The following is a 26,325-nucleotide window of genomic DNA, read 5'->3' as shown; positions in this document are numbered from 1 at the left end:
ATTTATAAGTAATTATGCTTATATTTGCAATATGATAGCGGTCATTACCGGTGATATTATAAATTCACAACATGCAGACACTGAAGTTTGGATTACCAAGCTTAAAAATCTTCTCGAAACCTGGGGAAGCGCTCCCGGCACATGGGAAATCTACAGGGGAGATGAGTTTCAGTTTAAATGCAGTATTGACTCTGTTTTCTGGCATTTTCTAGCCATAAAATCACTTATTAAAAGTCAGGAAAACCTTGATGTAAGAATGGCCATAGGCATTGGTGAAGAAAGTTTTTCTTCTGAAAAGATCACCGAATCCAATGGTACCGCTTATGTAAATTCCGGCCGACTTCTGAATGACCTGAAGAATGACGGGCACACTGTTGCTATTAAAACGTCAAACGATTCCGTAGACAGGGATCTTAATATTCTGTTGAAATGGTCATCCAAAGATTTTGATAACTGGACTATGGCAACTTCAGAAATCATTCACGAAATGATTATGAACCAAGATATTACCCAGGAAGATCTCGCTAAGAGATTTGCTATTTCACAGTCTTCTATCAGCCAGAGACTGAAACGAGCTAACTATGAGCTCATCGTGGAAACCAATCAGTATTTCAGAAAGAAAATCTCAGAACTATAAGCATGATCTTTATCAAACTCATATTGGCACATCTACTCGGAGATTTTATGCTTCAGCCAAATGCATGGGTTGCTGATAAGGAGAACTATAAACTAAAAAGTAAGTTTTTATACTTCCATGTTCTGATTCACATAGCTTTAAGTCTTATCTTTCTTTGGGATCTGCAGCTTTGGTGGGTTGCGGTTTTAGTGGGTATTACTCATCTCATTATTGATGCTGCTAAACTTAGTTTCCAGACTATAAAAACGAAAAAAAGATGGTTTTTCATTGATCAGCTGCTGCATGTGTTAGTGATTGCAGGAGTATCTTTTTATTTCGGTGAATTTAATTTTGAATTTTTACAGAATCAGGAATTTTTAAAAATATTAATGGCCGCTTTGTTTCTGACAACGCCAGCATCTATTTTTATCAAAATTCTTTTATCATCCTGGACTCCCGCCCCGGATGGTGCCAACGCTATTCAAACCGAGTCTTTATCAAGTGCCGGAAAATATATCGGAATTTTAGAACGTCTGCTGGTATTCACTTTTATTATGGTGAATCACTGGGAAGGCGTAGGTTTCATGGTCGCTGCCAAATCTGTTTTCAGGTTCAGTGACCTTGCACAGGCAAAACAGAGAAAACTTACAGAATATGTATTGATTGGTACGCTGCTAAGTTTTGGACTGGCTGTCTTAACAGGAATAATAATAAAATAAATCAATAAATCTAACTACAATTTAGAAAGTAAAATTATGAGTCAAAAGAAAGAAATGTTGTACGAGGGGAAAGCAAAACAAGTATTTGCAACCGATAATCCTGATGAAGTAGTAGTACGTTTCAAAGACGATGCTACAGCATTTAACGCTCAAAAGAAAGGGCAAGTGGACCTGAAAGGGGAAATGAACAACGCCATCACTACTCTTATTTTTGAATATTTAAATGAAAAAGGGATCAAAACTCATTTCATCCAAAAATTAGACGAAAGAGAGCAGTTGGTAAAAAAAGTATCTATCATTCCTTTGGAAATGGTGGTAAGAAACTACTCTGCAGGAAGTATGGCACAAAGATTAGGAGTGGAAGAAGGAATTAAGTCTCCGGTAACCATCTTCGATATCTGCTATAAAAAAGACGAATTGGGAGATCCGCTTATCAATGATCACCATGCTGTATTCTTAGGAGCTGCTACATATGAAGAGCTTGATGAAATGTATGAATTATCTTCAGATATCAATGACATTCTTATTGAACTGTTTGATAAAATCAACATCATCCTTGTAGACTTCAAAATCGAATTAGGAAAAACTTCTACAGGGGAGATCATCCTTGCAGACGAAATTTCGCCTGATACTTGCAGACTTTGGGATAAAGATACAATGAAGAAGCTTGACAAAGACAGATTCAGAAGAGACTTAGGAGAAGTAACTGAGGCGTATGTGGAAATTTACAACCGTCTTAAAAATCTTTTACAGAAATAAGATTTAATTTATTTAAAGATTGAATCATTTAAAAATTAAACTGTCAGTACTCTTTTAATCATTAAATTTTTTAATCTTTTAATTTAGAAAAAATAGAAATGAAAAGTTTAGACATTCATAAAAGTGAATATTTAAAACAGTTTGAAAACCAGGTTTACGGAAGAAACCTTTTCAGAACTCAGGAGGAGGAAAGATTAGATGCTCCTAATGAGGAATGTGGAATCTTCGGACTCTATTCGGATGAAGATCTGGATACGTTTTCTCTTTCACAGTTCGGGCTTTTTGCATTACAGCACAGAGGCCAGGAAGCTTGTGGTATTTCCGTTTTAAAGAACGGAAGAATTACCAATATGAAAGATGAAGGATTGGTTTTAGACGTTTATAAAGACATTCAGGAACCTGAAACTTTTATGGGAAATTCTGCAATTGGGCATACCCGTTATACCACTGCAGGAGATAAAAAGAAATATAACTTCCAGCCATTTTTCGCGAAAAACGAATATGACCAGATTATACTTTCTATAGCACACAATGGTAACCTTACCAATGCGAAAGAATTAAAAGCTGAATTAGAAGCTGAAGGTGTAGTTTTCAGAGCAACTTCTGATTCTGAGGTGATTTTAAGGTTGATTCAGAAAAACCTTGATCTTGGACTTCGTGGAGCCATTAAAGCAACCATGGAGAAAATTGAAGGAGCATACTCTGTTGTAGGAATGACAAGAAATAAATTCTTTGCTTTCAGAGATTTCAACGGTATCCGTCCATTAGTTTTAGGAGCTATTAATGAAAATTCTTATGTAGTTGCTTCTGAATCTGTAGCGTTAGATGCGGTAGGTGCACAGTATGTACGTGACATTCTTCCTGGAGAAATCATTTACACTAATGAAAATGAACCTGGAAAACTTCATTCTTATATGATGGATGAAGCCAAAGGAAAACAGAGAATCTGTTCTTTTGAATACATTTACTTCGCAAGACCTGACTCTACCTTAGAAAACATTAATGTTTACGAAATCAGAGAAAAGTCCGGTGAAAAAATCTGGGAACAGGCACCTGTAGAAGCTGACTTGGTTATTGGTGTTCCGGATTCCGGAGTTCCTGCTGCTATCGGTTTCTCAAAAGCCTCTGGAATACCTTTCCGTCCTGTTTTGATCAAAAACAGATACATCGGAAGAAGTTTTATTGTTCCTACCCAGGAAATGAGAGAAAGAGTAGTAAACCTTAAGCTTAACCCGATTATTTCAGAAATGAAAGACAAAAGGGTAGTAATCATTGATGACTCTATCGTTCGTGGAACAACATCCAAGAGATTGGTTAAAATTCTGAAAGATGCAGGCGTAAAAGAAATTCACTTCAGAAGCGTTTCTCCGCCAATTATCGCTCCATGTTATCTGGGAATTGATACTCCGTCAAAAGATGATCTGATCTCAGCAAACATGACTACAGAAGAACTTAAAAACTATTTAGGAGTAGATTCTTTAGAGTTTTTAAGCATAGACAACCTGAAAAATATTTTAGGATCTTCTAACCACTGTTTCGGATGTTTTACAGAAGAATACCCAGTAGGCAAAGGAGAGGAAGTGGAATTATTTAATTAATTTTTCTTACATAAACAGAGAGCCAGGCAATAAATGTCTGGCTTTTTTATTATATAATGTCATTCCCGAGGAACCGGAGAATCTCAAAATATTATAAAATGTAGCAGAATCTTAATATTTCAGTATTATACAGTACATAAGTAAATTTTAATTTTATGGAATTAAATACTGAAGAATGAAAAATATACTTTTCACCGGCCTGTTTTTGGCATTTATCCAACTTTATACTGCTCAATCTTTCGATAATCAGGCGCATCGCGGTGGAAAATCTTTATATCCGGAGAACACAATCCCGGCTATGAAAAATGCCTTACAGATGAATGTTACAACCCTGGAAATGGATCTGGCCATTACAAAGGATAAAAAAGTAATTCTTTCTCACGACGCTTTTCTTTCTCCTGAATTAATCACCAAACCGGACGGGACTTATATTCCAAAAGACTCCGGTTTTTATTACAAAATTTACGAAATGCCTTACACAAAGATTCAGACATTTGATGTAGGTTTAAAAAAACTCGAAAACTATCCTGATCAAAAGAAAATGAAGGCTCAGAAACCTCTTTTTTCTGATGTAATAGATGCTGTTGAAAGCTATGCCCGTGAATTGAAAAGGCCATTGCCTTATTACAACATAGAAACAAAAACACGTCCATTCTCTGATCATATTTTTCACCCGGAACCTAAAGAATTTGTAGACTTAATGATGAAAATTATTCTTGAAAAAGGAATTCAGCATAGGGTTATTATTCAGTCTTTCGACCCCAGAACACTTGAAATTATTCATAAAGAATATCCTAAAATAATGACAGCTTTACTCGTAGAAAAAGTAGATAATCAAAAAATGGCACAACAAAGAACCCATTTCAAAAACATTCCGGTTGATAAATTTAAATTATATCCGGATCATCTGAATGGAGTAGCAGGAGATATGAAGTTTTTAAGCTTCACTCCAACTATTTATAGTCCGGATCATAGACTGGTTACTTCTCAGCTCGTACAGGAATGCCACGCATTAGGCATGAAAGTTATCCCATGGACCGTAAATACTAAAGAAAGATTGCAAGAGTTAAAAAATATGGGAATAGACGGTGTAATTAGTGATGATCCCAGAATATTTGAATAAGTGTGCTCAAAAAATTGAAGAAGACTCTTCATTTCACTCGTAAACTATGTTTGCGGACCTTCAGGATGATAACACCCATAAAAGTATACCTCAATATTAAACAGTTAATTCACTAAAATATAAATAGCCGAAAGAAATTCTTCCGGCTATTTTATGCGATACAGAAATCTGTATCTAAGTTAAAAAATTGGTTTATTTTTTTATTAGAACTTATAGTTCAGACCTAATTGGAAAACTCTGTTGTTGTTCTCAGCAGCTGGTCTGCTTTTTTCGATCTTTGTTAAGCTGTTTGTATATCTAGCACTAATTCCAATATTATTGGTAATATCATATCCTAGACCAAGACCTAAACCAAAGTTAAATCTGTTGATGTTGTCCTTATTAATATCATCAGACTGAGATTGAGATGTTGTTGTTGTTACCCCTCCCGTAGTAGTAGCTATAGTAGCTTCTCCTTTAGTTTTTCCATTGATAAAATAGCTGAACTCAGGACCTGCTTCAATATAGAATTTATCCATAGGTCTCATCTGCACCATTAAAGGAACTGAAATATAGTTCATTGTTACTTTGCTTTCTCCTTTAGTTTTTACAGTAGTTGCTCCTGTAGTAGTTTCTGTTGAATAGGCAACATCTCTTGCCCCCATTTGGTTATATAAAACCTCTGGCTGGAAACTGAATTGTTTAGAGATAGGAATATTTACAAAAGCTCCGGCATGGAAACCTAATTTCTGGCTGTTCATTCCGAATTGTTGCTCACTGAAATACGCTGAGTTTCCTCCGGCTTTAATACCAAATCTAACAGGTTGAGCATCTTTTTTAAGAGGTGATGTATTTACAGTTGTTGATTCCTGAGCAAAGGCTAATGTACCAGCAGTTAATGCCAGTCCTAAAAAAAACTTCTTCATAATTTTTATTTTTTAATTTTTACTACTTGATGGTCTTTCAACCATTCGCGGTTTATTTTGCAAAATGCTTGCCAAACTCAAAAAACCTACATGTAAAGCCGTTTTCAAGAGGTTTTTGAATTAAAAAATGAATCACAATATCACGATTTGTGTAAAATATTTCAACACATATGGAATATTCTTGATAAATTTTATGTTAAATTTATCCTATAAAGAAATATATCTTAATTAATAATAATTGTGTTTTTAATGAGGAGAAAATCCTGTTAAAAGATTTTTATCTACAAAAACAAAAACCAGGTATTGAGAAATACCTGGCTTACATCGAAAAATAATAAATATCTATTTGAATTTATATGCTACACCTACCTGAAAGGCATTGTTTCTTATTTTGTAATCTGAATCACCGTTGTCCAGAATATTGGTAATACCTGCTGTAAATCTTGCTGTAACCCCAAATTTTGGAGTAAAGTAATACCCTGCACCAATACCAATTCCGAATTGGAATCTGTTGTAAAATTCCATATCTAATTTTTCAGAAAAACTCTCATGAGTAGTAGATGTTGTACTTCCCATTCTTTGAGTAATGGTATCATCTCCTTTGAATTTTCCACTTAGTAAAAACCCAAATTCAGGGCCTGCCTCAACATATAATTGTGGAAGAATATTGTACTGAACCATAACAGGTAGAACAAGATAATTCAAATTTGATTTATAGTCAGAATCTCTTCTGTAATCACCATTGTTATATCTTTGTCTTTCTTCAATTTTTGAACCTAATTGACTGAAAAGAAGTTCCGGCTGAACACTGAATTTTTCCGCCACAGGAATATTAACAAAAACTCCCGCGTGAAAACCAGCTTTCATTTTATTTTCGTCGTCCTGATAATCGTAATTGTTATTATCAGAAAAATTAGAGATATTTAACCCTCCTTTAACTCCAAAAGTAACAGGAGAAGATGACTTGGTTTTTTCCTGTGCATTAATAAAAAAGCTTCCTGCAAATGCTAATCCTATGAATAATTTTTTCATGATTATTAAAGTTTAAATTTCCCTCACTTTGTAGCAAAAGTCCCGCCAAAAAGAGGAAAAATGATAAAAATCACATAAAAGCGAAAAAGTCAGATTTAACAAGTAAACCTGACTTTTTCTATTGAAATCAAAATGTATTCTATGGAGTACGGAAATACAAATCTGTATCTCCAAGATCTGTTCAACTACACATCAATAGCAACAGTATTTTCTTTATGATTCTGAAATCATAGAATAAAACTGCAGCTTAAAGACTTTTTCAAAACAGATACAATTATTACTCTATACGCAAATTCCTTGCCAAAAAAATTAAATAAAGATTCAGACATAAAAAAACCGGATTGTAATAAATGATCCGGCTATAAATTTGTTATGAAACCTAAGTACAGACTTAGAATTTATAAGATAAACCAATTTGGAGTGCTCCATTTTTGGTTGAGCTTGAGGCACCAGGTCTGTCTTTACCAATATTAGTTAATCCAGCAACATACCTTACATTAACTCCGATATTGGGAATAAAATAGTAACCAGCTCCTAGGCCAAGTCCGAAATCGAATGTTTTAAATGCATCTTTACCATCTATTGAGTTAGATGGAAATTTAATCTTTGAGTTGACCAAGAAGTTAAATTGTGGACCTGCTTCTAAATATAAATTAGGAAGAACATTGTATTGTAGCATTACCGGAATAGAGATATAATCTAAATTAACTTTACTATCTGTTGGTAAATGTTTTGCTCCCATTCCACTATATAATACTTCAGGCTGTACGGAAAAATCCTGTGCTACTGGAATATTAGCAAATACTCCTCCATAGAAGCCGGCTTTTGAACTCAGTTCAGAATCAGAAAGGCTAGAAATGTTAAATACCTGCTTTTAAACCAAATCTAATAGGAGAAGAAGAGGCTGTATTAATAGATGTTTTTTGTGCAAAAACAAATGTACCCGCTATAAGAGCCAGGCATGGAAAAATTTTTTTCATAAATGTATTTTTTTATTTTTTTTAACATTTACCTTATATTCAAACTGCATGCCAAAAAAGATAAAATAAAAGCATAATCATTTGATAATCAACATATAATAAAAATTAAATTTCATTGTAATATGAAAAAATATTATTTATTTTTACCATTATATTTTATTTTGCTATTTTTTTTTAACAAAATTTAATATTTACAAAAAAAATCAGGTTAAAAAATTTAACCTGATTTTTTTATTGAACTGGAGTATGATTAAATCAAACCGTTCTTAGAATTTATAAGATAAACCAACTTGGAATACTCCGTTTTTGGTAGAATCTGTACCACCAGGTCTATCTTTATTAATGTCTGTTAATCCTGCAACATATCTCAAGTTAACTCCGATATTAGGAGTAAAGTAATAACCAGCTCCAAGACCTAATCCGAAATCAAAAGTTTTCAATCCGTCTTTGATATCCATAGAGTTGGAATTATATTTTGCTTTTGCACTCATTAAGAAACTGAATTGAGGTCCTGCTTCTAAATATAGGTTAGGAAGTGCATTGTACTGAAACATTACTGGTACTGAGATATAATCTAGGTTAGCTTTAAGATCACTATTTGCGCTAGATTTTGCTCCCATACCACTGTATAGTACTTCTGGCTGAACAGAGAAGTCTTGTGCTACTGGAATATTAGCAAATACTCCACCATAGAAACCAGCTTTTGATTTTGAATCACTATCAGTAAAACTAGAAACGTTAAGACCAGCTTTGATTCCAAATCTAACTGGAGAAGATGCTGCTGTATTGCTTGAAGTTTTTTGTGCGAAAGAGAAAGTACCCGCTACTAATGCTAGGCCTAAAAAAATCTTTTTCATAAGTATTTATTTAATAGTTTTTAAGTTTTGTTTAACATTTTTTAAGTTATCAAATATTATGCCAGAATAAAATAATAAATAATTTTATTCTGGCATAATCTTATTTTATAAAAGTCATTTAATGACCTATAAAAATAATTAGTACCCATAAAATTATGCTTTTCCCTAATTTATAGACCTATTCACATAACTTAAGATTTAAAATAAAAAAAGACCAGGCTAAAATTAACCTGATCTTTCTATTGAATATAAAATTTGTTACTGAATGTTAAGAAGCTTATTTAAATTTATAAGCTAATCCTACCTGGAATACATTGTTTCTGATCGCATCAGATCCACTAGGTCTGTCTTTCGCAATATCCGTTAAACCTGCAACATATCTGGCAGTGATTCCAAAGTTTGGAGTAAAGTAATATCCTGCTCCTAAACCGATCCCAAAGTTGAATGTATTCAGATCATCTTTGAAATTTTCTGTTGTAGATGACTGTCCTGTAGATTCATTCTTAACTTTGTTCTTAGCGCTTACCATGAAACCGAACTCTGGTCCAGCTTCCAAATAAAGATTAGGTAGTGCATTGTACTGGAACATTACCGGTACTGTAATATAATCTAGTTTGGTAGAGTTGGAGATGGTTGTATTTCCTAATTTATAATCAGACTTCTCTCCATATTGAGAATACAATACCTCTGGCTGAATGCTGAATGAAGAGGCTACCGGAATGTTGGCAAATACACCAGCATTGAATCCGATTTTAGATTTTTGATCATCCAGACTGTTGTTCTTTGATAATGAAGAAACGTTCATTCCTCCTTTTACCCCAAATGATACCGGATTAGAAGAAGGTGTTTGTTGAGCGAACGCTAATGTTCCTGCAGTTACTGCTAATCCTAAAATTAACTTTTTCATAACTTTAAATTTTTAATTTTTACTCTTTCTTAATTTTAAATTTTACTACTTGTTCACATTTCTGTTGAACGCTGGAGATCTTTCAAATTGCTTGCCAAAAATATTTTTCATGATTAAAGTCAATCATGAAAATCTAGATTTTAAATTTCAATATATTGATTTATAGTATTTTAATTTTTTAATTAAACGTTTGTTTATAAACTATCTAAATTGATAATTTGTTATAAGCAATAAGAATCCAAGTTAAATTTTAATAAGATCAAGTAATATTTTTCCGTTTATTGTAAAAAAAGTTTCAAAAAGTGTTCTTTGATGTTTAGCTGAACTTTATTATAATAGTCAGATTTCTTTAAACAAGGCAATTAAACCCTGATTATCTCATTTTGCTTTATTAATTTTGTAGATCTTATAAAATGATAACCTGATACTCTTACAAAACAGATCTTTGAATTTGTAAGGATTCACTAATCTCTACACTATGAAAAAATGCACATTGCTGCTGTTATTTCTTTTCTTTGAAAATACTTTCCAGGCCCAGGTGGGTATTAATACCATAACCCCAAATCCTTCATCTATACTTGAAGTTGTAGGCTCAGACAAAGGAGTTTTAATTCCCCGAATCGCATTGACCGGAAATTCGGATACTTTGACAGTACCGTCTCCTGCAAATTCTCTAATGATTTACAACACCGCTTCTGTAAACGGAATCGTTCCGGGATATTATTATTGGAATACCACTGCAGGGCGATGGATAAAAGTACTGGATGATTTAACACCTATTGTGATGACAGGATGGAGTCTTACCGGAAATTCCGGTATGGTAAACGGAGTTAATTATATAGGAACTTCTGATAATGTAGATGTTATTTTTAAAAGAAATAATATTGTATCCGGGGTATTAAATACAACCAACACAATATTTGGCGTAAATAGTCTGACAGCCAATACCTCCGGCCTTAATAATACTGCAGTGGGCGTCAATAATTTAATTTCAAATACCATAGGGAGTATGAATACAGCCATAGGAGCGGAGGTGTTGAGCAGCAATAAATCCGGAATACAGAATACAGGTTATGGATACCGGGCTCTATATTCGAACCTGGACGGAAATAATAATGTTGCCAATGGTTATTTTTCACTTTTTTCCGCTAAAAGTACCATAAGTAATGTGGGCATTGGAGCCAGTTCGCTTAGGGAGCTGGTCTCCGGTGATTACAATATAGGAATAGGAGGAGATGCTTTCCGAATGATTCCAGGAGGAAGAGGAAATACCGCAATTGGCGGATCTGCAGGATATAATTTAAATACAGCTAATAATTATAACACTTTTATTGGTTTCCGGGCTGGTGCAGGACTTGTTTCTGGAAAAGCGAATACCATTATCGGGGCGAATGTAAGCACATTGCCTGCTTCACTTTCAAATAACGTGATCATTGCCGATGGGGATGGAAACCGAAGAATCAATATTGATCAGAACGGAAATATTGGTATTGGTACGAATGAACCGAAATTTCCGTTGGATATCCGGTTAAAGACCACTTCATGGCCTTTGGCTGTATCAAGTCTTACGTATTATGGAATAAGCCCTGATTCGGGATCTCCTGACGGAATGTTGACTACCTATCCGAATTATACCAATGATATTGGAGCTTTCAATACGAATACGTCCATTTATGCAGATGGAAATATTATATCGGTAGGAAAACTGAGTGTAGCACAAACTTCTCTTTTTTCAGATAAAAGAATTAAAAATATCATAGGAAAATCTGACACTGCAAAAGATCTAGAGACCTTAAAAAAAATAGCTGTTACCGATTACCTTATGAAAGATGAGGCTATCTACGGGAGAAAAGAATTTAAAAAGGTAATTGCTCAGGAAGTGGAAGCGGTATATCCGCAGGCGGTTAGTAAAAATAATGTAAAAACTTTTATTCCTAATATTTATCAGCCTGCTCAACAAAGTGATGCGGTTTTTACCTTCGAGAAACCTATTGCTATTTCTAAGGAGGAAAAGTTTCTTAAAATTTTTGATGAAACAGGGGAAATTATTTTGAAAATTAAAAATAGTACTCCTAAGAGTATTACCGTACACTTGGAAGGTAAAAAACTTAAAGGAAAGCTCTTTGTTTATGGGACTGAAGTATCGGATCTGAGAACAGTAGATTATGATGCTTTATCTATGCTGAATATTTCTGCAACTCAGGAGCTGGTAAAAAAGATAGAAGCGTTAGAAAATGAAAATAAGATGTTAAAAAAATCGAATATGGAAATGCAGCAAACACAAGCCATCTTTGAAGAACGCTTAAAACGTCTGGAATCATCATTTCCAAAACAAAGATAAACAGTAAACCCCTGCTAAAATAACAGGGATTACTATAATATGATATTCAGATAATGCTATATAAAAAATGATTATGCATTATTTAGATTTCTGTAGAAAGATAATGATTCAAGGATATTTTTTTGACTGCACTGATGATCATAATTACAAGCACCAATATTGGTAAGCAGAGAAAAATTAATCTTACTATCCACATTTTTTTTATCATTTAAAAGTAAAGCCGTAATATCTTCATCCTTAAAATCACTGATATCTAAATAAGGATAATATCTCTGGATGTTTTCAATGATCACTTTTGAATCTTCTTCTGAAATAAGGTTTTCAAGATAGGCAAGATGGGCTTCACAAATCATTCCCATAGCCACAGCTTCTCCGTGCAGAATTGGATTTCCCTGCTGCAGACAAAGACTTTCCACTGCGTGTCCTATGGTATGTCCAAAATTCAGGGTTTTTCTGATATTGCTTTCATGGAAATCTTTTTCTACGACATCCTGTTTAATATCCATAGAATTCTGAATATAAGGCGTTACGGCTTCCACATCAAGCTTATGAATCTGAATCAGCTGATTCCAATGAGCTTTATCAGCAATGAGTCCGTGTTTCAGCATTTCAGCAAATCCGCTTCTTAATTCTTTAAAAGGCAATGTTTCTAAAAATTTAGGATAAATAAAGATCTGCTCCGGGAAAGCAAATGTTCCTACCATATTTTTATAATGCATCAGATCAATACCTGTTTTTCCACCAATAGAGGCATCACACATAGATAACAGGGTAGTAGGGATATTAATAAACTGAATTCCTCTTTTATAGGTAGATGCTACAAAACCTCCCATATCAGTAATCACACCACCGCCAAGGTTAATCACCAATGCTTTTCGGTCCGCCTGCATTTCTGTAAGAATTTCCCAAAGCTGATTAGCGGTCTGGATATTCTTCATTTCTTCTCCTGCTTCAATTTCCAGAATTTCAAAACCAAGATCTGTTTCCATGTTGCCTAAAAGAACCGGAAGGCAGTATTCATGTGTGTTTTCATCCACCAAAATAAAAATTTTACTGAATGTTTTCTCATGAAGAAAATCGTTGAGTTGAGAAAAATTATCGTTTAATATTGTTATCATCTTCGAAAATATGTAAGGTTAAAATGTAAACTATTCTGCAAAGTTATGATTCTTAATTTTTAACTCGTAACTAAATTACTATCTTTGCAAAAATTTTTAGAATGAGCAGAGATAATAATAATTCAGACAGATCAAAGAGACCAAGAATTTCAACCAAGAAAAGTTCTGATGATTCTCGTGCTTCCAGATCTGGAAATTCTTCAGGATCAAAACCTTTTAAAAAGCCTTTCTCTAAAGATGGAGGAAGAAAAGGTCCCGAACATTCAGGATCCAACTCAAGATTTGAAAAGAAACCATTCAAGAAAAATACCGGGAGCTTTAATAGCTCAAGTGATGATTCTGAATCAAAATCTGAAAGTAGAGCTTATATCACGAATAAAAGTGAAAGCTACGAAAGAAAATCTTTTGGAAAACCTAAGAGAGGTGGAAAAAGCTTCGATACTAGAGACAAGTATGAAAGAGGCAGCTTGAAATATGGTAGAAGACCATCTAATGGAGACGAAAAAGCTGATGATAAAACAAGATCTTTTGTACAGAAAAGAAGACTGAACAAGATTGATAAAGACATTCATAAAGACAGCATCCGTCTTAATAAGTATATTGCTAATTCCGGAATCTGCAGCAGGAGAGAGGCTGATGAGCTTATTACTCAAGGGCTTGTAGAAGTAAACGGAAAAGTAGTAACTGAAATGGGATACCAGGTACAGAAAACCGATAGAGTTGTTTTTGACGGACAAAGCATTACCCCGGAAAAACCGGTGTATGTACTTCTAAATAAACCAAAAGGGTATATTTCTACTACTAAGGATGATAAAGCAAGAAAAACCGTAATGGATCTTGTTGCGAATGCTTCTCCTTACAGACTTTTCCCGGTTGGAAGATTAGACCGTTCTACTACAGGAGTTATCTTATTGACCAATGACGGACACATGACTAAAAAACTTACGCATCCATCTTTTGATGCTAAGAAGATATACCATGTAACGTTGGATAAGAAACTGACTGGTGAAGATTTACGTCTTATTGCAGAAGGAATCCGTCTTGACGAAGGAGTAGCAGTAGTAGATCAGATTTCTTACATTGAAGGTAAACCTAAGAATGAAATTGGAATTGAGATCCACATCGGATGGAATCGTGTTATCAGAAGAATTTTCCAAAGATTAGGGTACGAGGTGGAATCATTAGATCGAGTAATGTTTGCCGGATTAACGAAGAAAAACATTAAGAGAGGACACTGGAGAATTCTTTCAGAACTGGAAGTAAACAATCTTAAAATGCTTTAAGATAATTTTAAAGCATTGTACGTAAAGAGGCGCGGGAATTTATTTCTGCGCTTTTTTGTGTTAATTGAATGAAATATTCCTCCTATTTTAAATTTTATCTTAATTTAAAAATAAATGTCTCAAATTTGAGACATTTATCGTAAATTTGAGTCAATAAAGAATTTATGAATACTCAGCAAAAAATTATTGAAGCTGCAATATTAGTTTTAAATGATAATTTTTCAGCAAAACTGGAGGATATTGCGATACATTGCGGGCTGAACAGAAGAACGCTTCACCGATATTTTAAAAGTCGAAATGAATTACTGGAAGCATGCAATAAGACTATGATGGAAGCTTGGGAGTTGGCTGCGATTAAAGCTTGTAACAGTTCACAAGATCCTTTAGTGCAACTTGAACACCTGTTATATGCAGGAATTGACAGCGGAACAAAGTATGCTTTTCTTATTAAAATGAATGATATTAGAAAATCGTCTTCAACACTACATGAAAGTGAGCAAAGTACAGCCTATTTTAAAACGAGAGATCAATTATTCGATGCCCTTCAGAGATTACAAAAAGAACAGGTGATAGATAGTCAGTTTCCATTACCCTGGATAAGAATTCTTTTTACCAGCGTAATCACAGCAACAATTATGGCATTCAGATCCGGAGATATTGCTCAAAATGAAGTGAAAAAACTTGCCTGGGTTTCATTCAGCAGAAGTATTGGCATACAAATAAGCAAAAAATGATACATTCTTTTTTAATGATAGGGCAGTCAAATATGGCTGGTCGCGGTTATGGTAAAGAAGTTCCGTCTATTTATGACGAACATATTAAAATGCAAAGAAACGGATTATGGCAAATCATGTCCGAACCTATTAATTTTGACCGCCCTAGCGCAGGTATAGGCCTTGCAGCTTCATTTGCAGCATCCTGGAGGCTTGATCATCAACATGAGGAAATAGGGTTAATTCCATGTGCTGATGGGGGAACCAGCCTTGATGATTGGACTGTAGGCGGTGCTTTATTTGAAAATGCTGTATCACAAGCCAAATTAGCACAACGAACAAGCCGGATAGCTGGTATTCTCTGGCACCAGGGTGAAAATGACTGTTCGCCGGAAAAAGCTGAAAAATATGGTGATAAATTCTCTATAATAATGGAGACATTACGCCAAGAATTAGATATACCCGAGGTTCCTCTTATTATCGGTGGTTTAGGAGATTTTTTATCCAAAGGGATTTTTGGACAATATTTCACCGCATATCCTTTAATTAATCAAGCATTGGAAGACTTTGCAAGGACTCATGCAAACTGTTATTTTGTTACATCAAAAGAACTTACAGCCAATGCTGACAGTATTCATTTCAATGCCTTGTCGCAAAGAATATTGGGTGTAAGATATTATAAAGCTTTTCGTAATTTAAAACATCTTTTTGACCCACAGTATGATGAAGAAAATACATTAGCCAAAATCTATAGTCGTCCTTATACCCAAACAGAAAAGATCAAACAGTTGGAGAATAAATTTGCAATGGGAAATATTGAACCTAAAGATTTTTTGTCAGAATTAGCTAAACTGAATGGATAATAAGATAAATATTAAAAAAAACAGCATCATTATGGATGCTGTTTTCTTCTGATATAGCCTGGTTAGTATATCATTATTGTTTTATCCAAGTACGGTTACTCCTTTTTCGATCATATCATAGATAGCATCTCTGCCATTTTCCGGCTTTACGTTTACAGCACGGGTTCCATTGAAATGAAGGCAGGTAATATATCCGTTCGCTACAGCATCCTGAGCAGTGAATTTCACACAATAATCCATAGCTAATCCTGCGATTTCCACTAACTGAATATCATGATATTTCAAGAAATCATCCAATCCTGTTTTCATGAAATGATTATTGTCCTGGAAACCGCTATAACTATCAATTTCAATATTTTTTCCTTTTTGTACAATGTGAGTGACCTTGCTTTGGTTTAAGTCCTTATGGAACTCAGCCCCAAAGGTTCCCTGTACACAGTGATCAGGCCACATGAATTGCGGAACGCCATTCAAAATAATGCTATCTCCAACATTTCTGCCATTGCTGCTTGCAAAACTTTTATGCCCTGCAGGATGCCAGTCTTGGGTTAAGATGATTTGATCATATTCATTTTCTTCCATCAAAAGATTGATATAGGGAATAATTTCGTTTGCTCCTGGTACTGCCAATGCTCCGCCTTCACAAAAATCGTTCTGTACATCGACTATTATTAATGCTTTTTTCATATTTAGATTTCTCGAATTTTTGATAAATTTACAAAACTAATCCGCAAAAACTTTTCCAAAATCGAATTATCGGACAAATCGGCAATAAAAAAATAAAAGATAGGAGGATGGAAGAAAGAAGCGGGAGGTTACTTTCAGCTTTACGACGACTAACTATCATTTTTAATAAAGGAGTGTCATTATTTTTTAATGATAGTATGACTTACTTCTTCGATCACCCAGCTTCCAGCCTTTTAGCGTATCTTTGCAGCAAATAAATATTTTTTATGTCATTTGAATCGTTAGGATTATCACACAATATTATTCGATCCGTTAAAAAACTGGGATATCTGAAACCTTTTCCTATTCAGGAACAGGCTGTACCTGTTATCCTGCAAGGGAAAGATCTGATGGGAATTGCGCAGACAGGTTCTGGGAAAACTGCTTGTTTTGTAATGCCTATTTTAGAGAAGTTACAAAATGCAGAAGCTAAAAAAGGACGTAATGTTCAGGTATTGATATTGGTTCCTACCCGTGAATTAGCGATTCAGATTGACGAGGTTTTCAGAGCATTTACAGAAAATCTCAAGCGAGAAATCCGTACAATGGCTGTTTATGGCGGTGTGTCTATCAATCCACAGATGAAAGGAATGTTTGGAGTGGAAGTGCTTATTGCAACTCCAGGACGTTTATTGGATTTAATTGATCACAATTCATTAAGTATTTCGGAAATTCAGCATTTGGTTATTGATGAGGCTGATAAGATGTTTCAGTTAGGCTTTGGCGAAGAAATGAATAAGCTTTTTGCCTTAATGCCTGTAGTAAAACAAACCACACTATTTTCCGCTACTTTGAATGATAAAGTTGCTGAGATGAAAGAACGTTTATCTATTAATCCAACAATTGTTGAAATTAAAAAAGAGGAAGTTGAAATTGATAATATCGAACAATTTGCTTACCACGTTTCTCCTGAAAATAAGGGTCCTTTTTTAAGATACTTAATTAAGGAGAAGAAAGTAGAAAAGGCTTTAATATTTGTTTCTTCCACACGATCTGCAGATAATCTAGTGGAAAAACTCAAAAAGAATAAAATTAAAGCAGTAGCCATCCACAGCCAGAAGTCACAAGGCGCCAGAAGAAATAATTTAGAAGAGTTTAAATCTAATGGAGCCCAAATCTTAGTAGCTACAGATCTGATAGGCCGCGGAATTCATATTGATTACTTACCTTGTGTGATCAATTATGAACTGCCAAGGTCACCTCTGGATTATATTCACCGTATTGGTAGAACAGGCCGTGCTCATGAAAAAGGAATTGCGATCAATATTTTGACCGATGATGAATTGCAGCACTTCAGGGTTATCCAAAAGAAAATGGGTAAAAAAGTAACCTTAGAAAGAACAGAAGGGATTAACCTACATGGTTATTAGAATAAATTTAAATAAAAGGCTTCAATGATATAAAATTGGAGCCTTTTATGTTTTTATATCGCTAATCATAATTAATATAATTAACATTTTTTTCATATTAAATTTTCTTGAATTTTAATACATTTACAGAATCAAAGAAAGGTTTGCCCACATTGAATTACCGGACAGGCCGATAATAATTAAAGCCAAACCTGAACAATGAGTAATCTTGAGAAAAAAAAATTCCCCATAGGATCATTTGAAGCACCGGAAAATATCTGCGATACTACTTTAGATACCTATATTAAGGCCATTAAAGATTTCCCGGGCAGACTTAAGAATCTCATTGAACATTTCTCAGAGGAACAGCTTGATACTCCATACAGAGAAGGAGGGTGGACTGTAAGGCAGCTTGTCAATCACATTGCTGACAGTCATGCCAACAGTTTTATCCGCTTTAAGCTGGCTCTTACTGAAGATAATCCCACCATAAAACCTTATGATGAAGCCAAATGGGCTGAACTCCAGGACAGTATCCACATGCCTATAAAACCGGCTATGAGGATGATAAAAGGAACTCATCAACGATGGACTACACTCCTGAAGAGTCTTACCAATAAACAGTTTGAAAGAACCTTTCATCATCCTGAGCATAACAGGAATTACAATTTGAGGGATAATCTTGCTTTATATGTCTGGCACTGTAACCATCATTTTGCTCATATTGAAAATCTGAAGAAAGAAAAAGGTTGGTAAAAAAGTACCTTAATCATTCAGTATATTATAAGGAGATTACAGACAGAATTTCCAGATTATCTGCAGACAGTCCGAAAAAATGGGGAAAAATGGACGTTTGTCAGATGTTAACGCATTGTGATCTAGTTCTTAAGGTTGCCTTGCGAAAAATTGAGCTTCCCCGCATCAATCCTCTTTTTGAGACCATAGGGATCGTTACAAAACTGGAAATGTATGTTTTCAATAACGGAATTCCCAGAAACATGCCTACTTTTCAAAAACTAATCGTTAATTTTGAGTGTGATTTTGATGAATCAAAGACCAATCTACTGAAAACGCTGGAGGAATTCCGGGAAGCCTGTAAAAACAGAAAACTGCCAGACAGCCACAGATTATTCGGAAACATGACTGAAAAAGACTGGGAATTTTTAGAATATAAACATCTAGATCATCACTTAAAACAATTTAATGTATGAGTTTTTTTGATAAAATATTCGGCGGAAATAATAATGAAACCTCTGATCAAAAATCTTTCTGGAAAAATATAAAGTCTGATGAAGACCTGGAAAAAGCCATTGAAAGTTCTTATCAGCATAAAATAGCCATTTTCAAGCATTCTACAAGCTGTTTTATCAGCAAGACTGTATTGAGGAATTTTGAAAAAGAAGTTGAAAATTCTGATCAAAAGGTTGAAATATATTACCTCGATCTATTAGCTCAGCGATCTATTTCAAATAAAATTGCTGAGGATTTTGGGATAAGACATGAAAGTCCACAGCTGATTGTTATTGAAAACGGAAAGCCCGTTAACAGCGCTTCGCACCAGGACATTTCTTTAAGCCAGATCGTATAATGAAGAATATTAATAATTATTTAGCCAAAGTTTTAAATGTTCCCCTTCAAAGTGTGAACACCTGCAGCTTGCATTATGAAGTGAAAAAGATCCCTAAAAATCAGTTTCTTCTTCAGTATGGCGAAATATGCAGACACATATTCTTTGTGGAGAAAGGACTTTTAAAAATGTATTCCATTGATAAGAATGGAAAGGAACATATTATACAGTTTGCTCCTGAAAGCTGGCTTATTTCTGACCGAAGCAGCCTTTATTTCAATGAAAAATCCAATTATTATATAGAAGCGGTAGAAGATTCGGAAGTATTGTTTCTACATCCTGATTTTTTCAATAAACTGGTAGAACAATTCCCGAACAGTATTGAGCGTAGTGATTTTCTGCTTCAGAAACACATCAGAAGCCTTCAAAACAGGATTAATTCTTTGCTGGGAGAGACTGCAGAAGAAAGGTATATGAAATTCATTAAAATGTATCCGGATTTACTTCTCAGAGTTCCTCAATGGATGATAGCCTCTTATCTTGGCATTACTCCTGAAAGCTTAAGCCGCGTAAGGAAAGAACTGGCAAGAAAGAACTTCGTTCCGGATAATAAATAAAAGGCTGGAAGATGGGAGAGGGAAGCTGGAAGTTCTATTGAACTCAAAGGAATTTTCTCTGCTATTATTTAAATATATTTATCAATAAAAATTGATATAAGTTATTCTTAAAAACCATAATAACTTCCATCTTCCAGCCTCCCTCTTCCTTACTTTAAATAAATCCTTTTGGCAAGCTGTCCAACCTTTTTGAGCTTTGTTTGTGTATCTTCTGACCAAGGAAGCCCAATACACAGTCTCATACAGTTTTCAAACTGTTCCTGGAAAGTAAACATTCTCCCCGGAGCAATACTTATGTTTTCTTTGATGGAGAGATCATAAAGCTCTGTAGTTCGGATTTTCTTATCAAATTCTATCCATAAGGACAACCCGCCTTGTGGACGGCTGGTTTTGGTTCCTTCCGGAAAATATTCAGCAATGGTCTGTACATAGTTCTCGTAATTACTCTGCAATGTTTTTCTAAGCTGCTGAAGATGTTTTTCATACCTACCGGACTTCATGAAGCTGGCTACCGCCTCATTCACAATGGAAATAGATGAAGTGGAATGCAAAAGTTTAAGCTTTAATATTTTATCCTTGTATTTTCCAGGGGCAATCCAGCCTACCCGGTAACCTGGTGCTAATGTTTTTGAAATAGAACTGCAATACAGTACATTCCCATCCTTATCAAAAGATTTACAGCATTTTGGACGGGTAGAGCCAAAATAAAGATCCCCATACACATCATCTTCAATCAACGGGATATTATTCTCTGAAAGGATCTTTACAATTTCTTTCTTATTTTCATCAGGCATACAGCTTCCCAAAGGGGAATTGAAATTAGGAATCAACAGACACAGATCAATCTTTGGGATCAGTTTTTTGAGAGCCTCAATTTCTATTCCGGTAGTAGGGTGAGTTGGTAATTCAAGAACTTTTAGTCCTAAACCGTTGGCTAACTGAAGGATTCCCGGATAGCACGGACTTTCAATTGCAATGGTATCTCCTGGCTTTCCTAAAGCCATCAAACAGAAAGATAATGCATTCATGCCTCCGTTTGTGGTAACCAGATCATTTTCATGTAGATTTCCGCTCCATTGTAAAGAACGTACAGCAATCATTCTTCTCAGTTTCAGATTTCCCTGCAACTCTTCATATTCGGTTCCGCCTTCTTTTAATTCTCTTATCGCATGTACGATCTCTTTTTTCAGTTTGGCCTGAGGAAGAAGATCCCCGGATGGAATTCCAATGGAAAAGAAAGTGATATCCTTTTTACCCATATTTTCATATACCTTACTGATCAACTCATCAGGTTCATCATTATTGGCAATCAAAGAAGGGCGGCTCACTTCAGGCAGCGGAAGCTTTACAGACATTAACTTGCTTACAAAATAACCCGATTGGGGCTTAGATTCCACAAGAGATAATGATTCCAGTTCAAGAAAAACACGTTTTGCAGTGTTCATACTTACCTGATGTTCATTACATAACATTCTTACTGACGGAAGCTTATCTCCAGCCTTTAATACTCCGCTTCTGATCTGAGAAGCAATACCATCTGCAATTTCTGTATATAAAAATTCTTTACTCATTTTTTAACTGTGCTCATGCAAATATACAAAACTGATACTGTGTTTGTCAAAATATCCTTTTTAATTTTGCATTACTCATTAAAACTTATCAAAATGATGACAGATACTATTTCAAAAGACCAGGCTGTAAGTGGTTGGATCAATGGTTTTATAGGCGTATTACTTTTTAGTGGTTCTATGCCGGCTACCAAACTTGCGGTGCTGGAAATGAGCCCTATATTTGCTACAATTGCCCGTGCAGTGATTGCCGGAATTCTTGCCCTTTCCGTTTTATTGATTTATAAAGAAAAACGCCCGGCAAAAAATCAGTTATTTTCTCTGGTTCTGGTTGCTATAGGTTGTGTCATAGGATTTCCTTTGCTTTCTTCATTGGCATTACAATATCTTACTTCAGCTCATTCCATTGTATTTTTAGGAATGCTGCCTCTAGCTACCGCTATTTTTGGAGTTTTCAGAGGTGGAGAAAAGCCACATCCTGTATTCTGGATCTTTTCTGTGATTGGAAGCCTTTTAGTGATTGGTTATGCTTTCTCTCAAGGAATTTCAGCTTCCCCAGTTGGCGATATTCTCATGCTTTTGGCGATCATCTTGTGTGGAATGGGGTATGCAGAAGGAGCTAAACTTTCTAAAACATTAGGCGGATGGCAGGTAATCTCCTGGGCTCTTGTCATCTCTTTACCGGTGATGCTTCCTTTATTTTTCATTTATTTCCCATCCAATATCGAAACGATAAGCTTTAAGGGTTGGTTTGGATTAGGCTATATATCGCTGTTCAGTATGTTTATTGGATTTATATTCTGGTACAAAGGACTGGCACAGGGTGGAATTACTACGGTAGGCCAACTTCAGCTGTTACAACCATTTTTTGGGCTTGCTTTAGCGGCATATCTTCTTCATGAGCAGGTAAGTATAGGAATGTTGGGAATTACAGTTGGAGTTATTCTCTGCGTTGCCGGAACCAAGAAATTTGCGAAATAATCAAGAAATAGATTACAAAAGATAAACTCACCATTATAGATTTAAAGCCCTTTTTCATTATAATATATGAAGAAGGGTTTTATTTATATTAAAATATCTCGATTTAATAAAAATAACAGCAATTAACACGTAAGTGATAATAAATAATACCTATTATTTAAAAATTATATAACACTTTTAACTTTATTTAACATTATAAAAAATAATTAAGGTTTTATTTTTGCATGTATTTATTCATCAATCCCTAATGATATTTTTACTAAGAATAAAAGAAGAAAACAACATTAAAAAGCTATTGTTATGGTTATTGACGAAAATATTTTAAGATCAGCAGGAGCGGAAATAAGGGATTATAAGCCTACAGAAAATATTTTCTGCGAAGGAGATAAGCCCAATTATTATTATCAGATCATCACCGGAAAAGTGAAGCTCAACAATTATAATGAAGAGGGAAAAGAATTTATACAGAATTTCTTATCAGAAGGACAAAGTTGTGGAGAATCCATTCTTTTTATAGACAAACCGTACCCTATGAATGCGGAAGCTGTTACAGACTGTAGTATTTTACGACTTCATAAACCTGCATTTTTCAGCTTATTGAATCAATCTCCCAAACTCTGCATGGAAGTAAGCCGCTTTTTATCGCAGCGGCTTTATTATAAATTTATTATGATGTTAAACATTTCATCTCAAAATCCAGCTGTCAGATTGAAAGGATTAATGGATTATCTTAAAAGTTTTCAGGATGATGAAAGACCCTATTCTTTTATAATTCCATTAACGAGGCAGCAGATGGCCAGCCTTACAGGTCTTTGTGTAGAAACTGCTATAAGAACCATCAAGCATATGGAAAGAGATAAAATTCTTAGAATTGAAAATCGTAAAATCCTGTATTAAAGGTAGTATTTTACAATTTTCATTAAATTTAGATAAAAATATGAAAACAATTAGCTGTATGAATATAGATGAACATTTTCTTCATTCATTTGGAGGTGAAAATAAAATCTGTAAAAAACGGCAAATAATTTTTATATAGTTTATTATAAACTCATCATGATGCAGAATTTATCTTTCCAAAACCCAATGCTTCGCCTGAAAAGACTGCTGAATTACCTGAAAAATTATCATGATGGCGATTGTACCCATAGCTCTAGTGTTGAGCTGAAAAGACAATAGCTTGCCAACCTTACAGGGTTATGGGTGGAAACAGTAATCCGTACCCTGAAAGAATGGAACAGGAAAGGAATATTATCTTTAAAGACAGAAAAACTTTGTATTAATATTATCTAACATGACTCAAATCATAAAAAAGTGAGTTATACAGTCGTACATTTGATGTATCAATTTACAACACAATTCTTTAAGCCTTAATAAAGGAAACGAAAAAAGCATTTTTAGCTTTTGGTCAATTTGAATTTATCGAATCCAAATCATTACCGTCTAATACTAGTCACGGATAGGTAATACATCACTCAATATTAATATAAAAAATTCAGTTATGAATACTAAAAATTCAAGAAATCGTAGCTCAAGAGGACACTCACATTCCCCAGAAAACCTTGAAGAGGTTTACCAATTAGGATATGACCATGGTTTTAACGATGCATCGAGAGATGAAGATTATGACGATGATTTCTCAGAGTATGAAAATTACTTTGATGAAGACAATGAAGACAATGAAGATTATGATGATGACTATGATGAAGATTACGACGAGGATGACTATGATGATGACGAGGATGATAATAACTATAATCAAAGAAGCCATAGAGGAAGAAGTTCTGGAGGCGGAAATGGAAATCAGCAAAGAGACAATATGGGAAGATTTACTTCCGGAAGAGGTAACTCTTCCCGTAGCAATGGCTCAAGCGGAAGTTCTCGTGGACGATCAGGATCAAATTCCAGTTCAAGATCTGGCGACAACAGGAGCAGTTCATCAGGAGATGGTACCTCAAGAAGAGGTTTTGCATCCATGAGTAAAGCTGAGCGTACCAGAATTGCAAGAATGGGTGGACAAGCATCTCATGGTGGCGGACGATCTGGCTCGGGTAATGCAAGAAATGGAAACTCCAGCAGTAATTCACGGAATAGTTCAAATTCTGGTTCTGGCAGCTCTAGAAGAAGCCCCTCATCAATGAATAAAAGTTCCAGAATGAGCGGAGAATCATCAAACGACGGCGGACGATCTTCCGGAAGATCCGGATTCGGCGGCAGACGTAATTCATAATTCTTTTTCCAGATTACCTCTTTATCAAGTATAAAGGGGTGATCTTTTCAACTTTAAACACCACTTCACATTATGCCCAATAAAATTTTAGAAACCGATACGGCAGTTTCTGCTACCAAAAAAGGAACAGCAGACAAGCCTACCATCAAGAAAGATGAAATGAAAAACTCACCGCTTCACAAATTTTTTGTAAGTGCTCTTAAAGATATCTATTATGCTGAAAATGCCATTCTGGAAGCATTGGAAAAAATGCAGGAAGCTGCTACCAGTGAGGATTTAAAGGATGCTTTTGAAGATCATCATCTCCAAACCCAGAAACATGTAAAACGCCTGGAAAAAGTATTTAAACTTATAGATGAAACTCCAGAAAAAAAAGAGTGTAAAGCCATAAAAGGAATCATTGAAGAAGGCGAAGAAATCATCAAATCTACAGAGGAAGGCTCTTCAACCAGAGATGTGGGGCTCATCATTGCCGCTCAAAAAGTGGAACATTATGAAATTGCTACCTATGGAGGGCTTGCCCAGCTTGCTATTACCATGGGGCATGATAAAGCCGCAGATCTTTTGGAAAGAACCCTTCAGGAAGAAGAGGATACCGATGCTGATCTTACAGAAATAGCGGAAACCTCCATCAATTTTGATGCTGAACAGGAAGATTAAACCCAACTACACTGTAAGCCATATAGCTTGTTTATTCTATATGGCTTATTTTAAATCATGAACTCAAAATGTATATGGATTGTCAAAAAATAATAAAGACTTTGAAGCACAAAAACTTCATAAAAGTCAGCAATAATGGCCAATGCTTTGAAGATGGAGCAGCTGTGTATGCCAAAGAAATAAAAGACAATATTTTTCTACTATTTATTATTCTGAAAGATATTAATATTGAAAACATTCAGGCATTAATTGCTCATTTTGACTGTTTCAACAGCATAGGATTAAAAGAGCCGGAACAGATCATGTTCTACCTTTCTATTAAAGATAAAGACGATCTCCATTATTTTGAACAATATTTAAAGGCATCTAATAACTAATAACTTTTACTATATGGTATTCGAAAACGACACTTTACGGCATTCCGGGTTGAATGACAAAAATAATGCAATTGAAAACGAATCCTTATTTCCCGGTATTATCAATTCATACGGAGTAACTGCCTTCTTGATTAAATCTCTGGAAAAGATCAAAAGCAATGCAAAATGTGAAATCTTTAAAAAGGTTATAGATAATTATATTGAAGAATATATTCTCCATATCCGTGAATTTCATATTAAAAATGTTATAGATTCTTCTGAAATGGATACTGAAATAAGAATTGATACTCCTTCTTTTTCTTTATACGCTAAAACAGCTTATTATAAAGTATTAAAAGAGGAAGAATGTATCGGTAAACTGCTCAATATGCTGGAAAACAATAAAGATTGAATTCCAGAAGCCCTAGTCTGGCTGCTTTTAAAAATACACACCCAATTC

General features: G+C 34.7%; 27 protein-coding genes and 1 pseudogene. 20 read left to right on the top strand and 8 right to left on the bottom strand.

Going from position 1 to position 26,325, the window contains the following annotated elements; genetic code table 11:
• The first annotated feature begins 31 nt into the window (after nt 1–31).
• The 5 genes from AC3HD6_RS10720 (at nt 32) to AC3HD6_RS10700 (ending at nt 4,815) form a co-directional block, all read left to right on the top strand.
• Nucleotides 32–637, top strand: a complete 606-nt coding sequence (locus AC3HD6_RS10720; protein WP_066692550.1) for a SatD family protein — start codon at nt 32–34, stop codon at nt 635–637.
• 2 nt (nt 638–639) lie between these two features.
• Nucleotides 640–1,335, top strand: coding sequence for a DUF3307 domain-containing protein (locus AC3HD6_RS10715; RefSeq protein WP_488896333.1), 696 nt, complete (start codon nt 640–642; stop codon nt 1,333–1,335).
• A 36-nt stretch (nt 1,336–1,371) separates the two neighbouring features.
• Nucleotides 1,372–2,094: a phosphoribosylaminoimidazolesuccinocarboxamide synthase gene (gene purC, locus AC3HD6_RS10710; RefSeq protein ID WP_488896332.1), complete on the top strand. Its 723-nt coding sequence runs from the start codon at nt 1,372–1,374 to the stop codon at nt 2,092–2,094.
• A 98-nt stretch (nt 2,095–2,192) separates the two neighbouring features.
• Nucleotides 2,193–3,692, top strand: a complete 1,500-nt coding sequence (purF, locus tag AC3HD6_RS10705) for an amidophosphoribosyltransferase (protein WP_488896331.1) — start codon at nt 2,193–2,195, stop codon at nt 3,690–3,692.
• Nucleotides 3,693–3,867: 175 nt separating this feature from the next.
• On the top strand, nt 3,868–4,815 hold the full coding sequence (locus AC3HD6_RS10700; protein WP_488896330.1) for a glycerophosphodiester phosphodiesterase family protein: 948 nt from the start codon (nt 3,868–3,870) through the stop codon (nt 4,813–4,815).
• A gap of 203 nt (nt 4,816–5,018) precedes the next feature.
• Here AC3HD6_RS10700 and AC3HD6_RS10695 read toward each other — a convergent pair whose 3' ends face one another.
• The 5 genes and pseudogenes from AC3HD6_RS10695 to AC3HD6_RS10675 all read right to left on the bottom strand — a co-directional run bounded on the left by AC3HD6_RS10695 (nt 5,019) and on the right by AC3HD6_RS10675 (nt 9,496).
• Nucleotides 5,019–5,720 (bottom strand): porin family protein, encoded by a 702-nt coding sequence (locus AC3HD6_RS10695; protein ID WP_488896329.1) that lies wholly within the window; start codon nt 5,718–5,720, stop codon nt 5,019–5,021.
• Between the two features lie 342 nt (nt 5,721–6,062).
• Nucleotides 6,063–6,752 carry a porin family protein gene (locus tag AC3HD6_RS10690; protein WP_488896328.1) on the bottom strand — a complete coding sequence of 230 codons (690 nt, stop codon included), beginning with the start codon at nt 6,750–6,752 and terminating at the stop codon, nt 6,063–6,065.
• Between the two features lie 391 nt (nt 6,753–7,143).
• Nucleotides 7,144–7,732 (bottom strand): annotated as a pseudogene (locus AC3HD6_RS10685) (porin family protein).
• Nucleotides 7,733–7,998: 266 nt separating this feature from the next.
• Complete coding sequence (locus AC3HD6_RS10680; protein ID WP_488896327.1) at nt 7,999–8,589, bottom strand: porin family protein; 591 nt, start codon at nt 8,587–8,589, stop codon at nt 7,999–8,001.
• Between the two features lie 277 nt (nt 8,590–8,866).
• Nucleotides 8,867–9,496, bottom strand: coding sequence for a porin family protein (locus AC3HD6_RS10675; protein WP_488896326.1), 630 nt, complete (start codon nt 9,494–9,496; stop codon nt 8,867–8,869).
• A 478-nt stretch (nt 9,497–9,974) separates the two neighbouring features.
• Here AC3HD6_RS10675 and AC3HD6_RS10670 point away from each other — a divergent pair, with 478 nt between their 5' ends.
• Complete coding sequence (locus tag AC3HD6_RS10670) at nt 9,975–11,837, top strand: tail fiber domain-containing protein (protein WP_488896325.1); 1,863 nt, start codon at nt 9,975–9,977, stop codon at nt 11,835–11,837.
• A 71-nt stretch (nt 11,838–11,908) separates the two neighbouring features.
• Here the strand turns inward: AC3HD6_RS10670 and aroB are convergent, their stop codons facing one another.
• On the bottom strand, nt 11,909–12,955 hold the full coding sequence (aroB, locus tag AC3HD6_RS10665; RefSeq protein ID WP_068943258.1) for a 3-dehydroquinate synthase: 1,047 nt from the start codon (nt 12,953–12,955) through the stop codon (nt 11,909–11,911).
• Between the two features lie 101 nt (nt 12,956–13,056).
• Here aroB and AC3HD6_RS10660 point away from each other — a divergent pair, with 101 nt between their 5' ends.
• From AC3HD6_RS10660 to AC3HD6_RS10650, 3 genes are all read left to right on the top strand, one after another.
• Nucleotides 13,057–14,238 (top strand): pseudouridine synthase, encoded by a 1,182-nt coding sequence (locus AC3HD6_RS10660; protein WP_488896324.1) that lies wholly within the window; start codon nt 13,057–13,059, stop codon nt 14,236–14,238.
• 164 nt (nt 14,239–14,402) lie between these two features.
• Nucleotides 14,403–14,972 (top strand): TetR/AcrR family transcriptional regulator, encoded by a 570-nt coding sequence (locus tag AC3HD6_RS10655; protein ID WP_488896323.1) that lies wholly within the window; start codon nt 14,403–14,405, stop codon nt 14,970–14,972.
• Complete coding sequence (locus AC3HD6_RS10650; RefSeq protein WP_488896322.1) at nt 14,969–15,814, top strand: sialate O-acetylesterase; 846 nt, start codon at nt 14,969–14,971, stop codon at nt 15,812–15,814. The genes AC3HD6_RS10655 and AC3HD6_RS10650 overlap by 4 nt, the downstream gene beginning before the upstream one ends.
• 81 nt (nt 15,815–15,895) lie before the next feature.
• Here AC3HD6_RS10650 and pncA read toward each other — a convergent pair whose 3' ends face one another.
• Nucleotides 15,896–16,501 (bottom strand): bifunctional nicotinamidase/pyrazinamidase, encoded by a 606-nt coding sequence (gene pncA, locus AC3HD6_RS10645; protein WP_488896321.1) that lies wholly within the window; start codon nt 16,499–16,501, stop codon nt 15,896–15,898.
• 266 nt (nt 16,502–16,767) lie between these two features.
• Here pncA and AC3HD6_RS10640 point away from each other — a divergent pair, with 266 nt between their 5' ends.
• The 5 genes from AC3HD6_RS10640 to AC3HD6_RS10620 all read left to right on the top strand — a co-directional run bounded on the left by AC3HD6_RS10640 (nt 16,768) and on the right by AC3HD6_RS10620 (nt 20,073).
• Nucleotides 16,768–17,910, top strand: a complete 1,143-nt coding sequence (locus AC3HD6_RS10640) for a DEAD/DEAH box helicase (protein WP_488896320.1) — start codon at nt 16,768–16,770, stop codon at nt 17,908–17,910.
• A 198-nt stretch (nt 17,911–18,108) separates the two neighbouring features.
• Entirely contained in the window at nt 18,109–18,645 is a 537-nt protein-coding gene (locus tag AC3HD6_RS10635; protein ID WP_488896319.1) for a YfiT family bacillithiol transferase, read from the top strand.
• Entirely contained in the window at nt 18,639–19,100 is a 462-nt protein-coding gene (locus tag AC3HD6_RS10630) for a DUF1569 domain-containing protein (protein ID WP_488896318.1), read from the top strand. The genes AC3HD6_RS10635 and AC3HD6_RS10630 overlap by 7 nt, the downstream gene beginning before the upstream one ends.
• Complete coding sequence (ytxJ, locus tag AC3HD6_RS10625) at nt 19,097–19,477, top strand: bacillithiol system redox-active protein YtxJ (RefSeq protein ID WP_488896317.1); 381 nt, start codon at nt 19,097–19,099, stop codon at nt 19,475–19,477. The genes AC3HD6_RS10630 and ytxJ overlap by 4 nt, the downstream gene beginning before the upstream one ends.
• Nucleotides 19,477–20,073, top strand: coding sequence for a Crp/Fnr family transcriptional regulator (locus AC3HD6_RS10620; RefSeq protein WP_066693650.1), 597 nt, complete (start codon nt 19,477–19,479; stop codon nt 20,071–20,073). Before ytxJ ends, AC3HD6_RS10620 begins: the two co-directional genes overlap by 1 nt.
• 149 nt (nt 20,074–20,222) lie before the next feature.
• On the opposite strand, the gene AC3HD6_RS10615 is transcribed toward AC3HD6_RS10620, so the two are convergent.
• On the bottom strand, nt 20,223–21,644 hold the full coding sequence (locus AC3HD6_RS10615; protein WP_488896316.1) for an aminotransferase-like domain-containing protein: 1,422 nt from the start codon (nt 21,642–21,644) through the stop codon (nt 20,223–20,225).
• Nucleotides 21,645–21,737: 93 nt separating this feature from the next.
• Between AC3HD6_RS10615 and AC3HD6_RS10610 the strand changes: the two genes are divergently transcribed.
• The 6 genes from AC3HD6_RS10610 (at nt 21,738) to AC3HD6_RS10585 (ending at nt 26,277) form a co-directional block, all read left to right on the top strand.
• Entirely contained in the window at nt 21,738–22,622 is an 885-nt protein-coding gene (locus AC3HD6_RS10610; RefSeq protein WP_096788299.1) for a DMT family transporter, read from the top strand.
• Between the two features lie 300 nt (nt 22,623–22,922).
• The gene (locus tag AC3HD6_RS10605; protein WP_488896315.1) at nt 22,923–23,519 is read left to right on the top strand and encodes a Crp/Fnr family transcriptional regulator; all 597 of its coding nucleotides are present in this window, start codon (nt 22,923–22,925) and stop codon (nt 23,517–23,519) included.
• Between the two features lie 601 nt (nt 23,520–24,120).
• Nucleotides 24,121–24,849: a KGG domain-containing protein gene (locus tag AC3HD6_RS10600; protein WP_488896314.1), complete on the top strand. Its 729-nt coding sequence runs from the start codon at nt 24,121–24,123 to the stop codon at nt 24,847–24,849.
• Nucleotides 24,850–24,921: 72 nt separating this feature from the next.
• On the top strand, nt 24,922–25,509 hold the full coding sequence (locus tag AC3HD6_RS10595; RefSeq protein WP_488896313.1) for a YciE/YciF ferroxidase family protein: 588 nt from the start codon (nt 24,922–24,924) through the stop codon (nt 25,507–25,509).
• Nucleotides 25,510–25,583: 74 nt separating this feature from the next.
• Nucleotides 25,584–25,886: a hypothetical protein gene (locus tag AC3HD6_RS10590; protein WP_488896312.1), complete on the top strand. Its 303-nt coding sequence runs from the start codon at nt 25,584–25,586 to the stop codon at nt 25,884–25,886.
• 13 nt (nt 25,887–25,899) lie between these two features.
• The gene (locus AC3HD6_RS10585) at nt 25,900–26,277 is read left to right on the top strand and encodes a hypothetical protein (RefSeq protein ID WP_488896311.1); all 378 of its coding nucleotides are present in this window, start codon (nt 25,900–25,902) and stop codon (nt 26,275–26,277) included.
• The last annotated feature ends 48 nt before the right edge of the window (nt 26,278–26,325 follow it).

The organism is Chryseobacterium sp. II3a (assembly GCF_057815135.1).
The sequence above is the reverse complement of the archived record's forward strand: the minus strand, read 5'-3'. Positions and strand labels throughout refer to the sequence as shown.

Coding starts and splice junctions, on each gene's coding strand:
- AC3HD6_RS10615 (WP_488896316.1), bottom strand. CDS start 21,644: ATGAGTAAAGAATTTTTATATACAGAAATTGCAGATGGTATTGCTTCT.
- AC3HD6_RS10650 (WP_488896322.1), top strand. CDS start 14,969: ATGATACATTCTTTTTTAATGATAGGGCAGTCAAATATGGCTGGTCGC.
- pncA (WP_488896321.1), bottom strand. CDS start 16,501: ATGAAAAAAGCATTAATAATAGTCGATGTACAGAACGATTTTTGTGAA.
- AC3HD6_RS10595 (WP_488896313.1), top strand. CDS start 24,922: ATGCCCAATAAAATTTTAGAAACCGATACGGCAGTTTCTGCTACCAAA.
- purF (WP_488896331.1), top strand. CDS start 2,193: ATGAAAAGTTTAGACATTCATAAAAGTGAATATTTAAAACAGTTTGAA.
- AC3HD6_RS10680 (WP_488896327.1), bottom strand. CDS start 8,589: ATGAAAAAGATTTTTTTAGGCCTAGCATTAGTAGCGGGTACTTTCTCT.
- aroB (WP_068943258.1), bottom strand. CDS start 12,955: ATGATAACAATATTAAACGATAATTTTTCTCAACTCAACGATTTTCTT.
- AC3HD6_RS10720 (WP_066692550.1), top strand. CDS start 32: ATGATAGCGGTCATTACCGGTGATATTATAAATTCACAACATGCAGAC.
- AC3HD6_RS10640 (WP_488896320.1), top strand. CDS start 16,768: ATGTCATTTGAATCGTTAGGATTATCACACAATATTATTCGATCCGTT.
- AC3HD6_RS10675 (WP_488896326.1), bottom strand. CDS start 9,496: ATGAAAAAGTTAATTTTAGGATTAGCAGTAACTGCAGGAACATTAGCG.
- AC3HD6_RS10605 (WP_488896315.1), top strand. CDS start 22,923: ATGGTTATTGACGAAAATATTTTAAGATCAGCAGGAGCGGAAATAAGG.
- AC3HD6_RS10700 (WP_488896330.1), top strand. CDS start 3,868: ATGAAAAATATACTTTTCACCGGCCTGTTTTTGGCATTTATCCAACTT.
- AC3HD6_RS10635 (WP_488896319.1), top strand. CDS start 18,109: ATGAGTAATCTTGAGAAAAAAAAATTCCCCATAGGATCATTTGAAGCA.
- purC (WP_488896332.1), top strand. CDS start 1,372: ATGAGTCAAAAGAAAGAAATGTTGTACGAGGGGAAAGCAAAACAAGTA.
- AC3HD6_RS10715 (WP_488896333.1), top strand. CDS start 640: ATGATCTTTATCAAACTCATATTGGCACATCTACTCGGAGATTTTATG.
- AC3HD6_RS10585 (WP_488896311.1), top strand. CDS start 25,900: ATGGTATTCGAAAACGACACTTTACGGCATTCCGGGTTGAATGACAAA.
- AC3HD6_RS10600 (WP_488896314.1), top strand. CDS start 24,121: ATGAATACTAAAAATTCAAGAAATCGTAGCTCAAGAGGACACTCACAT.
- AC3HD6_RS10590 (WP_488896312.1), top strand. CDS start 25,584: ATGGATTGTCAAAAAATAATAAAGACTTTGAAGCACAAAAACTTCATA.
- AC3HD6_RS10620 (WP_066693650.1), top strand. CDS start 19,477: ATGAAGAATATTAATAATTATTTAGCCAAAGTTTTAAATGTTCCCCTT.
- ytxJ (WP_488896317.1), top strand. CDS start 19,097: ATGAGTTTTTTTGATAAAATATTCGGCGGAAATAATAATGAAACCTCT.
- AC3HD6_RS10655 (WP_488896323.1), top strand. CDS start 14,403: ATGAATACTCAGCAAAAAATTATTGAAGCTGCAATATTAGTTTTAAAT.
- AC3HD6_RS10660 (WP_488896324.1), top strand. CDS start 13,057: ATGAGCAGAGATAATAATAATTCAGACAGATCAAAGAGACCAAGAATT.
- AC3HD6_RS10695 (WP_488896329.1), bottom strand. CDS start 5,720: ATGAAGAAGTTTTTTTTAGGACTGGCATTAACTGCTGGTACATTAGCC.
- AC3HD6_RS10610 (WP_096788299.1), top strand. CDS start 21,738: ATGATGACAGATACTATTTCAAAAGACCAGGCTGTAAGTGGTTGGATC.
- AC3HD6_RS10670 (WP_488896325.1), top strand. CDS start 9,975: ATGAAAAAATGCACATTGCTGCTGTTATTTCTTTTCTTTGAAAATACT.
- AC3HD6_RS10690 (WP_488896328.1), bottom strand. CDS start 6,752: ATGAAAAAATTATTCATAGGATTAGCATTTGCAGGAAGCTTTTTTATT.